The organism is Pseudoalteromonas sp. JB197 (assembly GCF_002332205.1).
Lineage (GTDB): Bacteria > Pseudomonadota > Gammaproteobacteria > Enterobacterales > Alteromonadaceae > Pseudoalteromonas > Pseudoalteromonas nigrifaciens.
In genome coordinates, this window is sequence record NZ_NRGZ01000001.1 from 2,809,470 (window position 1) to 2,822,872 (window position 13,403).

The 13,403-nt window shown below is 40.7% G+C and carries 15 protein-coding genes; 6 read left to right on the top strand and 9 right to left on the bottom strand.

Annotated elements, in window-relative coordinates:
- Positions 1-42: 42 nt before the first annotated feature.
- Both CIK86_RS13310 and CIK86_RS13315 read left to right on the top strand, forming a co-directional pair.
- Positions 43-480 (top strand): group II truncated hemoglobin, encoded by a 438-nt coding sequence (locus CIK86_RS13310; RefSeq protein ID WP_011326762.1) that lies wholly within the window; start codon positions 43-45, stop codon positions 478-480.
- 106 nt (positions 481-586) lie between these two features.
- On the top strand, positions 587-2,191 hold the full coding sequence (locus tag CIK86_RS13315) for a HAMP domain-containing methyl-accepting chemotaxis protein (RefSeq protein ID WP_086996418.1): 1,605 nt from the start codon (positions 587-589) through the stop codon (positions 2,189-2,191).
- Positions 2,192-2,238: 47 nt separating this feature from the next.
- Here the strand turns inward: CIK86_RS13315 and hemF are convergent, their stop codons facing one another.
- The 6 genes from hemF to CIK86_RS13345 form a co-directional block, all read right to left on the bottom strand.
- The gene (gene hemF / locus CIK86_RS13320) at positions 2,239-3,156 is read right to left on the bottom strand and encodes an oxygen-dependent coproporphyrinogen oxidase (protein ID WP_086996421.1); all 918 of its coding nucleotides are present in this window, start codon (positions 3,154-3,156) and stop codon (positions 2,239-2,241) included.
- Position 3,157: 1 nt separating this feature from the next.
- The gene (locus tag CIK86_RS13325) at positions 3,158-3,721 is read right to left on the bottom strand and encodes an L-threonylcarbamoyladenylate synthase (RefSeq protein ID WP_086996424.1); all 564 of its coding nucleotides are present in this window, start codon (positions 3,719-3,721) and stop codon (positions 3,158-3,160) included.
- A gap of 24 nt (positions 3,722-3,745) precedes the next feature.
- Positions 3,746-4,321 carry a topoisomerase DNA-binding C4 zinc finger domain-containing protein gene (locus CIK86_RS13330; protein WP_011326759.1) on the bottom strand — a complete coding sequence of 192 codons (576 nt, stop codon included), beginning with the start codon at positions 4,319-4,321 and terminating at the stop codon, positions 3,746-3,748.
- A 248-nt stretch (positions 4,322-4,569) separates the two neighbouring features.
- Positions 4,570-5,043, bottom strand: coding sequence for a DUF494 family protein (locus tag CIK86_RS13335; protein WP_011326758.1), 474 nt, complete (start codon positions 5,041-5,043; stop codon positions 4,570-4,572).
- A 20-nt stretch (positions 5,044-5,063) separates the two neighbouring features.
- On the bottom strand, positions 5,064-6,155 hold the full coding sequence (gene dprA, locus CIK86_RS13340; protein ID WP_086996427.1) for a DNA-processing protein DprA: 1,092 nt from the start codon (positions 6,153-6,155) through the stop codon (positions 5,064-5,066).
- A gap of 28 nt (positions 6,156-6,183) precedes the next feature.
- Positions 6,184-7,305, bottom strand: a complete 1,122-nt coding sequence (locus CIK86_RS13345; protein WP_011326756.1) for a LysM domain-containing protein — start codon at positions 7,303-7,305, stop codon at positions 6,184-6,186.
- A gap of 118 nt (positions 7,306-7,423) precedes the next feature.
- Here CIK86_RS13345 and def point away from each other — a divergent pair, with 118 nt between their 5' ends.
- The 4 genes from def to trkA all read left to right on the top strand — a co-directional run bounded on the left by def (position 7,424) and on the right by trkA (position 11,669).
- Positions 7,424-7,927: a peptide deformylase gene (gene def, locus CIK86_RS13350; protein WP_011326755.1), complete on the top strand. Its 504-nt coding sequence runs from the start codon at positions 7,424-7,426 to the stop codon at positions 7,925-7,927.
- Between the two features lie 24 nt (positions 7,928-7,951).
- Entirely contained in the window at positions 7,952-8,917 is a 966-nt protein-coding gene (fmt, locus tag CIK86_RS13355; RefSeq protein ID WP_086996430.1) for a methionyl-tRNA formyltransferase, read from the top strand.
- Positions 8,910-10,205, top strand: coding sequence for a 16S rRNA (cytosine(967)-C(5))-methyltransferase RsmB (rsmB, locus tag CIK86_RS13360; RefSeq protein ID WP_011326753.1), 1,296 nt, complete (start codon positions 8,910-8,912; stop codon positions 10,203-10,205). The genes fmt and rsmB overlap by 8 nt, the downstream gene beginning before the upstream one ends.
- Before the next feature lie 87 nt (positions 10,206-10,292).
- Positions 10,293-11,669, top strand: coding sequence for a Trk system potassium transporter TrkA (trkA, locus tag CIK86_RS13365; protein WP_011326752.1), 1,377 nt, complete (start codon positions 10,293-10,295; stop codon positions 11,667-11,669).
- A gap of 75 nt (positions 11,670-11,744) precedes the next feature.
- On the opposite strand, the gene CIK86_RS13370 is transcribed toward trkA, so the two are convergent.
- From CIK86_RS13370 to CIK86_RS13380, 3 genes are all read right to left on the bottom strand, one after another.
- Positions 11,745-11,960 (bottom strand): EF-hand domain-containing protein, encoded by a 216-nt coding sequence (locus CIK86_RS13370; RefSeq protein WP_086996434.1) that lies wholly within the window; start codon positions 11,958-11,960, stop codon positions 11,745-11,747.
- Positions 11,961-12,028: 68 nt separating this feature from the next.
- Positions 12,029-12,241, bottom strand: a complete 213-nt coding sequence (locus tag CIK86_RS13375) for a calmodulin (protein WP_086996438.1) — start codon at positions 12,239-12,241, stop codon at positions 12,029-12,031.
- 468 nt (positions 12,242-12,709) lie between these two features.
- Complete coding sequence (locus tag CIK86_RS13380; protein ID WP_086996441.1) at positions 12,710-13,381, bottom strand: flagellar brake protein; 672 nt, start codon at positions 13,379-13,381, stop codon at positions 12,710-12,712.
- Positions 13,382-13,403 lie beyond the last annotated feature (22 nt).

Sequence of the window (13,403 nt, forward strand, 5' to 3'; positions counted from 1 at the left end):
TCTTTGCAGTAGTAATACTGCCTATTAACGATGATAAATAATATGATTAAACGACTTTTTTCAAAATCTAAGCCCGCCACAATAGAGCAAACACCCACACCTGAAAAAACACCTTATGAAATACTAGGTGGAGAAGCAGGCGCACTTGCTATTGCAAATAGATTCTACGATATTATGGCTACAGATGAATACGCTAAACCATTATATGATATGCATCCTCTGCCATTAGATAGAATTCGCCAAGTGTTTTTTGAATTTTTATCTGGCTGGTTAGGCGGCCCAGACCTATTTGTAGCAAAACATGGCCATCCTATGCTGCGTAAACGCCATATGCCTTTTACCATTGATCAAGACTTGCGCGACCAATGGATGTACTGTATGAATAAAACATTAGACCTTGAAGTAGATAATCCATTACTACGAGAAGGCCTTAAGCAATCGTTTGGACAGCTAGCGAGCCATATGATTAACCAGCATTAAAGAAATAAGAGTGCCACTTTTTATTACTATTGTTTGCGCTAAGTCAAAATTCACTTTTTTTAAACACGCATAATAAGCATCCATTGTTTAAAAAAAGTGCCTGCGTGTGAAATCCATTCAACATAAAATTTATGCATTACTTGCTATAACTGGTTTGCTCGTATTGGTTGCGAGCATTTTTAGTAGTGCTAAGCAGCAACACTCGCTTGCTCAAGATACAGTACAAGACAATATAAAAATTCTAGCTGATAACTACTTTGACTCGGTTAACACCATGATGCTAACTGGCACTATGGCTAATAGAGGAATTCTCAGCGATAAACTCCAAAAACACCCTAATATAAAAGATGCGCACATTATCCGCAGCCCAATAGTGACTAAACTATATGGCCCCGGAAATAAAAACCAAGCCCCCAGTAATGAGCAGGAACGCTTGGCACTACAAGGCGAAGAACTATTACAAGTTCATCAGCAAAGTAATACACGGATAATGACCTATTTACGCCCCATGTTTGCAAGCAGCGATTATAAAGGCACCAACTGCTTAGCTTGTCATCAAGCACAAGAAGGCGACGTACTTGGTGTAGTTAAAATTAGCTATTCTTTAGCTGATATTGATACCGCCGTTACAAAAAATACTTTAATAAATACGCTATTATTATCAACCATTTTTATTATTGCCTTTGTGTTACTTGGTATAATGTTTAGAAAGCTTTTTATTGTTCGGCTTAAAAAGCTAGGCCATACCATGCACTTGGCAACAACGAATAAAGATTTAAGCTTACGTGTAGACGATAATGCCGAAGACGAACTCGGATGGCTGGCAAAAAGCTTCAACCAGATGATAGAGACGTTTAAAGAAAATATTGCTCAAGTTTCTCATTCTTCAAAAGTGTTAATTCACTCTGCTGAAACTATTTATACCTCCGCTGATACCACAGAGCGCGCTATTTTAGAGCAAAAAAGAAATACCGACTCGGTTGCTGCTGCCATTAACGAACTAGAAAGCTCATCTAACGAAGTAAAAAACACGACCTTATTTGCTTCTGAAAAATCAGAAAACAGTAACGAACTTGCTAAAAAGAGTATGCATATAGCCAAACATACAGAGCAGAGCATCAATCAGTTGGCACATGATGTGCGCCAAGCTGCAAATCAAGTCAGTCAACTACAAGCGCAAACACTTGAAGTAGGTAAAGTACTTGAGGTGATCAGCAGTATTGCCGAACAAACAAATTTACTTGCATTGAATGCTGCTATTGAAGCTGCTCGAGCCGGTGAGGCTGGTAGAGGCTTTGCAGTAGTTGCAGATGAGGTGCGCACTTTAGCCACCCGTACTCACGCATCCACGGATGAAATTCGACGTACTATTGATAAGCTTCAATCCGAAGCCGCGCAAACAGTAAAAACAATGGGTGAGTCGTGTAAAGAGGCCGATGAAAGAGCGCAACAAGTAAAAAACGTAGCTGTTGCTTTAAAAGATATTTCAATGCAGATGAATGAGATAAATCAGCTTAACGTGCAAATAGCACAAGCAACTGAACAACAAAGTTTAGCCGCTGAGGAAATAAATAGAAGTGTTGTCGGTATTAGCGATAATGCTGAGCAGTCTTTAATAGACGCTAACGATAACCAAAAAGTAAGTGAAGAGCTATTAACATTGGCTCGCACTTTAGATGAACAAGTAAGGAGCTTTAAATTAACAAACTAAACAGTAAAAATTTAGATCTTACTGTTTAGTGTTGAAATAATTGGCAATTAGCGTAATGATAACCAGTCTTGTGGCTTTAAAAACTCGTCGTATAACTTAGCCTCAGCACTCTCTACGTTGGGAGTGTAGTTATACTCCCAACGCGCTAACGGTGGCATAGACATTAATATAGATTCGGTGCGACCACCCGTTTGCAAACCAAACAGAGTGCCTCTATCCCAGACTAAATTAAACTCTACGTAGCGGCCACGACGATAAAGCTGGAAGTCGCGTTGCTGCGCTGTGTATTCATCTTTTTTACGACGCTCTATAATAGGTAAGTAAGCCTCTAAAAAGCCATTACCTACTGCTTGCGTAAAGGCAAAGCTTTGCTCAAAACCCAGTTCATTTAGGTCGTCAAAAAATAACCCACCTACACCGCGTGTTTCATCGCGATGCTTTAAATAAAAATATTCATCGCACCAGGTTTTGTACTTTGGATACAACTCATCGCCAAATGGTGCACATAAGTCATGTGCTACTTGATGCCAATGTACTACATCATCAAGTACAGGATAAAAAGGGGTTAAGTCAAAGCCACCACCAAACCACCATATTGGTTGTTCGCCTTCTTTTTCGGCAATAAAAAAACGCACATTGGCATGACTGGTTGGTATATGTGGATTTTTTGGATGAATAACCAATGACACACCGCAAGCATGAAAGCTTCGCCCTGCAAGTTCGGGTCTGTGTGCGGTTGCAGATGCGGGCATAGAGGCACCAAATACATGCGAGTAGTTAACACCGCCTTGCTCAATAATATTACCATTAGTGATAACGCGTGTACGTCCGCCGCCGCCTTCGCTACGCTGCCAGTTATCTTCTATAAACTTAGCTTTACCATCGGCTGCTTCAAGGCCTTGGCTAATAGTGTCTTGCAAAGCCATAAAGTAGGCTTTTACTTGCTCTAATAATTTACTTTGCATATTAACCTCTAAATACTTTGCCAATCATGGCATCTTTAATTGTACTTGGTTGCGTATTACCACCGAGTGGCTCATCAACATAATAACCTACCTGCTCAGTAAACTGGCTTTTAGCCTCGGCAATGCTTAATACTGTATTTTGACCGCTTAAATTAGCGCTAGTTGATACCAGTGGCTTACCAAACTCTTGGCATAAGCGCTTTACGGTTGGATGGTTAGTCACCCTAACTGCAATAGTGTCATACTGCCCAGTTAACCACTTTGGGGTGTTTTTAGCTGCGGGCATAACCCAAGTAATCGCATTTGGCCAACTTGAAAAAATGTCGGCACGTTTATCCATTGGGATTTTGGCATCATCTACATATTTTAATAACTGCCCGTAGTTATCGGCAATTAAAATAAGGCCTTTTTCGACCGGGCGCTGTTTAATAGCCAGTAGTCGCTCAACTGCTTGTTGATTATCTGGATCGCAACCTAAGCCATATACAGCTTCTGTAGGGTATAAAATCACTTCGCCTTGCGCTAAACATGTTATAGCAGCAGCTATAGTAGATTGATCTGACAAAATCGTCTCCAGGAGTTTTAAACGTTATTCAGTGGCTGCAAGTTTATGCATACAACTTTTTTGCGGGCATTGTAACACAGTACTATTAGCCATTTTTCTCTCAATCAGCAGTGGCCAGTTACATTCTGGGCACGATTGCTCAACCGGTTTATTATTCAGCGTATATTTACAGCTTGGGTAGCAATCGCATGAATAAAATATTTTACCAAATTTATTACTACGTGAAACTAAACGGCCTTTTTTACATTTAGGGCAACTAGGTAATGGCTCTTCATTTTGCTTTGCCTCGTTTTCATTGGCAATGTAATGACACTCTGGATACCCTGTACAACCAATAAACATACCGTAGCGGCCATTTTTTACCACCAGCTGCTTACTACATTGTGGACATGCGGAATCTTCTAGCACTTTTATTTCACTGCTATCGTGATGCGCCAACGGGCGAATAAAATCGCACTTGGGGTAGCTGGCACAACCTAAAAATGGGCCTGATTTACTATTGCGGATCACTAACTCTGAACCACATTGTGGGCATATCTCATATTCTTTTTCTAGGGCGTGCTTATTCGCCGAGAAAAGCGAATGGTCGATTTTACTCATGGTGATCCTAAAGGTTGGTGAATTTTCGCCTAATATACCCAAAACACTTAAAGATACAATAGCTATACCCATTACATTAAATTAGCGGCCAATTATAGCGTAAAAAGTACGGTGCAATAATAAGGCAAAGATTATGGCATATACTTGCTATATAAATTACTTTTTCGAAAGTACTTAAGCAATTTAATTTACTCGTATGCTCATGTTTTGTATTAAATAGGTATTAATAGGTATCTTGAATTTAGGTATTAGTGAAGTAAGTCCCCGGGCTGGTCAAATATAAGATCCTCCATTTGCTCACAAGCCACTTCTGCTCCGGGTATATTAAATAGCACCATTAACACCACCCACTTTAAATCGTCTAACCCTATAAAAGATTTATCTAGCGCTGCTAAGCGGTCCATTACCATTTCACGGGTAATACCATTAGTAACGCCAATGCGTTCAACAAACATTAAAAAATTACGGCACTGCACATCCAGCATTTTGCATTCGTGGTCGGTAAATATTCTCATTGTTTGTGGCGAGTCAGTGATTAAATATGGTGATGTGTCACTATGCTGTAATTCGGCTAGCTGCTCTAGCCAATCTAGTGCTTTAAATATTTCGGCTTGATTAAAACCAGCTCGTAATAATTCATCGGTCAATTCGTTAGGTTCAATGAAGAGCCCAGCGTCGTTGTGAATATAGTTTTCAAAAAGATACATAAGCACTTCAAACATATCACCACCTCGCATTTAGCTTAAGTATTTAACCTGATGTAACCATCTAAAACTCGCTCTATTTGATCATCTAGCTCCAAGTCCAGCAATCTGGCTTGCACTTTATCAATTGGCCACTGAGCACGGCGAACAATGTCATCAACACTGGTTACCTCAAAGCCAATACTATTTAACACCTCACACTGGGAGTCTTTATTGGTTTGGGTTGACTGCTCTGGAGTTAAAAAACCACTTTGATAAGCAAAGCTCACCTCATCAAGAATATCACTTACATTCTCCACGAGCTTAGCACCTTGCTTAATTAAAAAATGACTCGCTTGGGCAAGTGGGTTTTTAATCGATCCGGGAACAGCAAATACTTCTTTATTTTGCTCCAGCGCATAGCGTACAGTAATAAGCGAACCGCTTTTAATTTCAGCTTCAACAATAAGTACCCCCAGCGACAACCCCGATATAATACGATTACGACGCGGAAAATTATGCGCATTCGCGGCAGTACCAGGTAAAAACTCACTTACAAGCAAGCCCTGCTCTAATACTTGATTTGTAAGTAGCTTATGCTGCTTAGGGTAGTAAATATCAACACCGGTACCCAGCACGGCAATGGTTTTTCCGCTGCCAGCTAAGGCCCCTTTATGCGCAGCTCCGTCTATACCGCGGGCCATGCCTGAAGTAATAGTGATTCCAGCTAAGGTAAGTTGATATGCAAACTCAGCAGCTATTTCCAGCCCGGTGGGAGTGGCGTTACGGCTCCCAACTATGGCTATTTGTGGGCTAGTTAATAACGACACATCGCCTTTGCAAAAAAGCAATAAAGGCGCACTGGCTATTTGTTTTAAATCTTCGGGGTAAGCGGCATCAAAAATACTAATAACCGTTATATTATTGTGTAGGATTAACTGTTCATAATGCGTAATTTGCTGCCAATTAGTGTGCAACAAATTAGTAGCTTGATTAGCACTTAGTCCTAATTGCAGTAATTGCTGATGAGATAAGCCAAACAATGACTCAAGGGAATGGTTTTTAGATAGTGCTAAAAGGGTTTTAATACCCAACCCTTTACATATATAAAAGGCAAGCCAGTGGGCTAGCTTGCCAGATGACTGATCCATGCTCTCTCCTAGAGCACCGACTCGCTACTTAATGAATAACTGCAATATCTCCAACGCGAATTGGGTGCTGATTTTTAGTTATTAGCGCATAACTTACGTTGTCATACACCTTAAATACAATTAACTCACCTACTTTTTCTTTCGGCATTTTCCAAACCGTACTTCCATCATCGGGTTCAGCACCAAAAAACTCGTTAGCATTTGAAATTAACTTCTCAAAGCGACTTGAGTCCTCGGTGTAGCGAGGACCACGAGGACCATCTATAACGCTTGGTGATTGGCGTTCAATATCAAGTACATGACCCACTTCTACTTGCTGCTCTGACCCTAAGTTTAGCACCACTACATCCATAGTGCTAAATTCTCTAGAATCGCTTGGCGAAGCAATAACATAACCCAATACAGCCTGGGTAGGACGATGCATATTAAAATACGCTGGTAGCATTTGCCCTTCCATTGCTGGAAGTAAAAAGTCGCCTTGTTTTATTTCGCGCTTCACCGACTCAACTCTGACCGATGCAGGCTCGCCATTAGCGGCATCGCCTTTTCTAAAGGCGCGAGCCATACCAACATAAGCAGCACGATTAGCAAGTACCCTTCCAGTTTCTGGGTCTAAATATGGCTTACCTTTATGATAAATTGCATAAGCTTGGTGTAACTTTAAATCGCCTTTAACGTATAAAATATGCCCTAACGTTTGTGTTTTCGTGTTCTCGTTTGCCCCTAAAATATAAGGTTTAGCTTTTATATCGTCGCTATTTATAGCTTGCTCATAAGTTATATAAGGTCTGATCATTTCGAGTGGCAAGGTGGTAATTGCATTTTTGCCTTTAGGGGTAATTCGCCCCTGAGGAGACAGCTTTCGGTACGCTTTATTTATCACTAAACGTGGATTTCCCTGCGCATCGTAGATTAATGCTAAGGCATCGCCGGGATAAATAAGGTGAGGGTTATTAATTTGCGGGTTCAATTGCCACAACTCAGGCCATAGCCAAGGCTCGTTTAAATAAACCCCAGAAATATCCCAAAGTGTATCGCCTTTTTTCACAACATACTGTTTAGGTGCATCTTTTTTTATTTTTAGCACATCAGCATAAGTAGAAAATGCAGCACCTAATGCAACGATAATTGCAATTAATGGAGATTTCATTGGGCTTCCTTGTATTGTTTTTTCATTATTATTGACCAAAACCTGTTAAAGGGGAACGCGAATGGCTAAAATAAGAGCATACAATACCCTAAATTAAGCATAAGTGTAAAAGGTAACTATGGCTACGTTAGAAGTTTTAAGATTCCCAGATGAACGTTTACGTACAATAGCACAAGAAGTTGCACATGTTGACGACCAAGTCCGTGTGATTATAAAAGACATGCTAGAAACTATGTATGATGAAAATGGCATTGGTCTTGCTGCCACACAAGTTAATATTCATCAACGCATTGTAGTGATTGACGTATCAGAAGAGCGCAACGAACCACTGGTATTAATTAATCCACAAATCATTAAAAAAGACGGTACAACCGTAAGCGAAGAAGGCTGCCTTTCTGTGCCTAACTCTTACGCAAAAGTTGATCGCGCAGAAACGGTTACTGTTGCCGCGCTTAACGAGCAAGGCGAAGAATTTGTACTAGATGCAGATGAACTACTAGCTATTTGTATTCAACACGAACTAGATCACCTTCAAGGTAAGCTTTTCATTGATTACTTATCGCCATTAAAGCGCCAACGTATTCGTAAAAAGCTTGAAAAAGAAGCCAAATTTGCAGAATAGTAATAAGCACCTTAGGAAAACTCAGTGACTCAACCATTACGCATTATATTTGCCGGTACGCCGGACTTTGCCGCACGTCATTTACAAGCGCTGATACAAAGCGAACACCAAATAGTGGGTGTGTATAGCCAGCCAGACCGCCCGGCAGGTCGTGGTAAAAAATTAAAAGCCAGTGAAGTCAAAGAGCTCGCACTTGAGCACAACTTACCGGTTTTTCAGCCACAATCACTAAAAACAGAAGACGCCTTAAATGAGCTTACTAGCCTTAATGCCGACATCATGATTGTAGTGGCTTATGGCTTAATTTTACCTAAAGCCATTTTAGATGCGCCGCGATTAGGCTGTTTAAATGTGCATGGTTCTATTTTACCACGCTGGCGTGGTGCTGCCCCGATTCAACGTGCTATTTGGGCAGGTGATGAACAAACCGGCGTCACCATAATGCAAATGGATGAAGGGCTAGATACTGGCGACATGTTACATATAAGCCGCTGCCCTATTAGTGCCACCGAAACCAGTGCCAGTTTATATACTAAATTAGCTGATCTTGGCCCTGGTGCACTTATTGACACTATTAACAACTTAGCGAATGGTAAAATAACCCCTGAGCCACAAAATGATGCCGCGGCTAATTACGCTAAAAAGCTCTCAAAAGACGAAGCCAATATTGACTGGTCTATGAGCGCGGCGCAAATTGAGCGTAACATTCGCGCGTTTAATCCGTGGCCGGTATGCTTCACCCAAATGGGAGGGCAGCCAGTAAAAATTTATCAAGCACATGTTGTAGAGCAATCAAGCAACCAGCCTGATAATAACGGGCGCGTTCTGTCGAGCGACAAACATGGCGTTATTGTAGGTTGTGGCGAACATGCTTTATGTATTACGCAATTACAACCGCAAGGTAAAAAACCAATGGCAATTAACGACTTTTTAAATGGTCGTAGTGACTGGGTTACTCCTGGCACAATATTAGGCGAAAATAATGAGTAATGTTCCAAACGTACGAGCGCTTGCCGCTGAAACTTTATATAACGTAGTTGATAAAGGCGCTTCGCTTAATCAAGAACTACCATTTGCCAGCCAAGGCTTGCCACCTAAAGATAAAGCCCTGCTACAGCAAATTTGCTATGGCGTTTTACGCTATTTACCAAGCCTTGAAAACTACTGCCAACATTTAGTTGAGGAGCCGTTAAAAGGTAAGCGTAGAATATTTCAGTTTTTATTGTATGTGGGCATTTACCAACTACAACACATGCGTGTTCCGCCACATGCGGCAATTTCAGAAACTGTAAATGCACTACAACAATTGCGTGCTTTGGGTTTAAAAGGACTTATTAACGCTATTCTACGTAGTTTTCAGCGCCAACAACTTGAGCTTGAAGAAAAAGCCAAACTTATTCCGGTGTGTTTATACAATCATCCAAACTGGTTTATCAAACAAGTTAAAGAAGCTTATCCTGATAGTTGGGAAGATCTGCTTGCAGAAAACCAACAGCAAGCGCCTATGTGGCTGCGTGTAAATCAAGCGCAATACAGCACGCAAGAATACAGCGATATGCTAACAGCTAACGATATTGAGCATACACTTAACCCTGATTTTATAGATGGGATAAAGTTAGCTAAACCACGAGATGTATTTTCATTACCCGAGTTTGATACCGGTGCTTGTTCTGTACAAGATGCTGCTGCACAGTTAGCTGCGCGCTTTTTAGAGCCTAAAGATGACGACACTATTTTAGATGCCTGCGCCGCGCCGGGTGGCAAAACCTGTCATATTTTAGAATTGGCCGATGCTGAGGTACTTGCCCTTGATAGCGATGCAACTCGCCTAGAGCGTGTTAAGCAAAACTTAACTCGTATAGGCTTAGGTGCCGACCTACAATGTGGTGATGCATCACAACCACACACTTGGTGGGATGAAAAACAGTTTGATCGTATTTTACTCGACGTACCTTGCTCGGCTACCGGTGTTATTCGCCGCCACCCCGATATAAAGTGGTTGCGTCGTGCATCAGACATTGCCGATTTAGCAGCATTACAAGGCGATATACTCGATAGTATTTGGCCGCTTCTAAAGCCAGGTGGCACCTTGGTATACGCTACTTGTTCAGTACTCCCTCAAGAAAACCAACAACAAGTTGCTAAGTTTTTAGCTAATAACAATGATGTTGAGCATATTCCTCTACATGATAAAGACACGCCCACCACACCTGGTTTACAGTTACTTCCTGGTGAAAGCGATGGCTTTTATTACGCTAAACTAGTTAAAAAAATATAACCTATACAGCACACAACAATTAGCTATCTATCTTATTTTAGATAGCTAATACTTCATAGCAATAGGTACTTATAACACTGGTAAATAATGAAAATAATCATACTCGGAGCTGGCCAAGTAGGCGGCACACTAGCTGAAAATTTAGTTGGTGAACAAAACGAAATAACGGTCGTTGATATTGACGGCAACCGCTTACGCGAGCTTCAAGATAAGTATGACCTACAAGGCGTTGCTGGTCACGGCGCTCACCCAGATGTGCTTCGCAGAGCCGGTGCGGAAGACGCCGATATGATTATCGCGGTAACCAGTTCAGATGAAGTAAACATGGTTGCCTGCCAAGTTGCGTATAGTATTTTTAATACCCCGACTAAAATAGCCCGAATTCGTTCTGAGCAATATTTAAAGTATCGTGAAAAGCTGTTTCATAACGATGACTTGCCGGTCGATCACTATATTGCTCCTGAGGCATTAGTAACTAAGTACATTCGCCGCTTAATAGACTACCCAGGCGCATTGCAAGTGCTGCAGTTTGCCGATGGCATGCTCTCTTTGGTTGCTGTAAAAGCTTACTATGGCGGTTTATTAGTAGGTTATGCGCTATCTACGCTTAAACAGCATATTCCCAATGTGGAAACTCGTGTAGCCGCTATTTATCGCCAAGGAAAAGCGATAAAACCTCTAGGCACAACAATTATTGAAGCCGATGATGAAGTGTTTTTTATAGCAGCCACTAAACACATCCGCGCCGTTATGAACGAACTCCAAAGGTTAGAGCGTTCATATAAAAACATTATGATTGCTGGTGGCGGTAATATAGGCGCAGGCCTAGCGCGCTCACTGGAAAAAAATCACAGTGTAAAATTAATTGAGCGCAGCAAAGAGCGCGCCGAGCAACTCTCTGAAATGCTCGACAACACGATTGTTTTTTGCGGAGATGCGTCAGACCAAGAGCTATTGTCAGAAGAGCATATAGATCAGGTTGATGTGTTTATTGCGGTAACCAACGATGATGAAGTAAATATAATGTCGGCCATGCTAGCAAAACGTATGGGCGCACAAAAAACCATGGTACTTATTCAACGCAGTGCATACGTTGACTTAGTACAAGGCGGCGATATTGATATTGCAATTTCACCACAAGAAGCCACTATTTCGGCATTACTTACTCATGTTCGCCGCGGCGATATTGTTAACGTATATTCACTACGCAAAGGTGCAGCTGAAGCGATTGAAGCTGTTGCCCATGGTGATGAAAACACATCTAAAGTAGTTGGCCGAACTGTAAGGGATATAAAACTCCCAGCAGGTACTACCATTGGTGCTGTAGTACGTAACGACGACGTGCTTATTGCCCACGACGATACCATTATTATGTCGGGCGACCATGTCATCATGTTCTTAATTGATAAAAAGCACATTAATATTGTAGAAAAACTATTTCAGGTGAGCGCTATATTTTTATAGCAGTACATTGTTGGTACTTTAAACACAAAAAAGCAGCTTAGTTAAGCTGCTTTTTTAATATAGGGTACTAAAGCTTTATTGTACTTTGGCAAACTCTTCTTTAGAAAGTTCGCCATTACCGTCAGTATCTAGCTGATCAAATATTTTTACTAACTGTGTATTTGCCGCAGCTTCTTGCTGAGAAATAACACCATCGCCGTTGGTATCAAAAGAGGCAAAATCCACTGCTGCATAGGCTGCTGCTGAAGACGCTAAAACTAAAATCGCAAGTGATGTATTTAATACTTTCATAATAATCTCCTAAAAATGAGAGGTCCTTCTCAGAAATCCCTGGCTGTGAAAAATAACCGAAAAAGTAATTAGTAGTTAGCAAACTCTGCTTTAGAAAGCTCACCGTTACCATCTGTATCTAACTCTGCAAATTGTGCGATTAAATCGGAATCTACCGACGCTTCACTTTGGCTAATTGCGCCATTACCATCTACATCAAGGGTATCAAAATCACTTGCTGCAAAAGCGGCTGATGACGATGCTAGAGCGATAAGTGCTAACGTTTTATTTAATGTTTTCATAATCAATCTTCCTTCAAAGTTTATGTTAACTGCGATTAAGTGCTTCACTTTAAATCACGTTTAATGCAATACAGCTTAACTATTACAACTTCGATGCCAATATTTAAAATATCAATATCTTCAATTAGTTAAAGGTAACATGCACTTAAAGGTGATAATTGACTGTCTATTTTTGTTGCCTTTTTGCAACACACTTTAAGCCCAAACAATAAGTTCTAACAAATTCAATGCCTTACAAAAAGCAAAAAACGCCACAGATTATAAATACACACTGTAAGGAGACTGTTTAGCTGGGGTATTCAACTCGGTTACAGCTGAATAATTTTTGAAATGAAAATAACCAATAGCTTTTGTTTTTATAAACCATTGTTTTTTATGGATTATTTTATTTTTATCAATACAGGTATGCGTTATTTAAAATTAAATTTAATAAATCGCTATTTTGTTGCAAAATAGCGAAATGTACAGTTACTCGGTTTCTGATTCGAGTATTGAAGGGTCAATAAAGTGATCCCCCATAAAGCTTTTCATTTCTTCTTCGCTGGCTAATAGCTTTATTCCGCAGTAAGCACCTTGGGCATGCTCTTTAACACTACAAACTTCTCCCTTAAAATCTTTAGCTTGCCTATTACTGCTATCGAGGATGATTGAGCATTGCATCCCTTTAATATTTTCGGCCTGGGTTTTGTCTTTAAGATCAAACTTTATACCCGTTAGCGAAATATCTTTAATTACCCCATCGAGTATCCTGTCATCACTAAGTTTTAGCTTGGCCGATAATAAGGTAGGTATACGAGTTTGCGAGCGTAAATCGAATAACTGCACTTGCTTTGGGTAATTAATAAAAAGTAAGCGTGCGGGATGAGATGCAACTGACATTATTTGCTGACGAAAAGCGATAACCTGCCCACCACTTCCCTCTATTAGTGCTCTTACTACCACCATTACCCCATCGTGCAGGTAGTCGCTTGCTGTAGGCAGGCACTTTGAGCTCGGATAGTTTAAAATAATAAATCGATTTTCGAGCAAACCTATAAACTCTGTTTTTACACGCTTGCTGGCTGTTGGTGTTAAAATTTCAAGATCAACCATGGCACCAGACATTATTTGGTGTAACTTTTCTAGGTTAGTTGTTGGCATATCCTTTTCCCTAATACTATTT

Excerpts from the sequence above, each read along its gene's own strand:
- CIK86_RS13310 (WP_011326762.1), top strand. The coding sequence starts at position 43 with ATGATTAAACGACTTTTTTCAAAATCTAAGCCCGCCACAATAGAGCAA.
- hemF (WP_086996421.1), bottom strand. The coding sequence starts at position 3,156 with ATGCAAAGTAAATTATTAGAGCAAGTAAAAGCCTACTTTATGGCTTTG.
- CIK86_RS13330 (WP_011326759.1), bottom strand. The coding sequence starts at position 4,321 with ATGAGTAAAATCGACCATTCGCTTTTCTCGGCGAATAAGCACGCCCTA.
- CIK86_RS13335 (WP_011326758.1), bottom strand. The coding sequence starts at position 5,043 with ATGTTTGAAGTGCTTATGTATCTTTTTGAAAACTATATTCACAACGAC.
- dprA (WP_086996427.1), bottom strand. The coding sequence starts at position 6,155 with ATGGATCAGTCATCTGGCAAGCTAGCCCACTGGCTTGCCTTTTATATA.
- CIK86_RS13345 (WP_011326756.1), bottom strand. The coding sequence starts at position 7,305 with ATGAAATCTCCATTAATTGCAATTATCGTTGCATTAGGTGCTGCATTT.
- def (WP_011326755.1), top strand. The coding sequence starts at position 7,424 with ATGGCTACGTTAGAAGTTTTAAGATTCCCAGATGAACGTTTACGTACA.
- rsmB (WP_011326753.1), top strand. The coding sequence starts at position 8,910 with ATGAGTAATGTTCCAAACGTACGAGCGCTTGCCGCTGAAACTTTATAT.
- trkA (WP_011326752.1), top strand. The coding sequence starts at position 10,293 with ATGAAAATAATCATACTCGGAGCTGGCCAAGTAGGCGGCACACTAGCT.
- CIK86_RS13370 (WP_086996434.1), bottom strand. The coding sequence starts at position 11,960 with ATGAAAGTATTAAATACATCACTTGCGATTTTAGTTTTAGCGTCTTCA.
- CIK86_RS13375 (WP_086996438.1), bottom strand. The coding sequence starts at position 12,241 with ATGAAAACATTAAATAAAACGTTAGCACTTATCGCTCTAGCATCGTCA.
- CIK86_RS13380 (WP_086996441.1), bottom strand. The coding sequence starts at position 13,381 with ATGCCAACAACTAACCTAGAAAAGTTACACCAAATAATGTCTGGTGCC.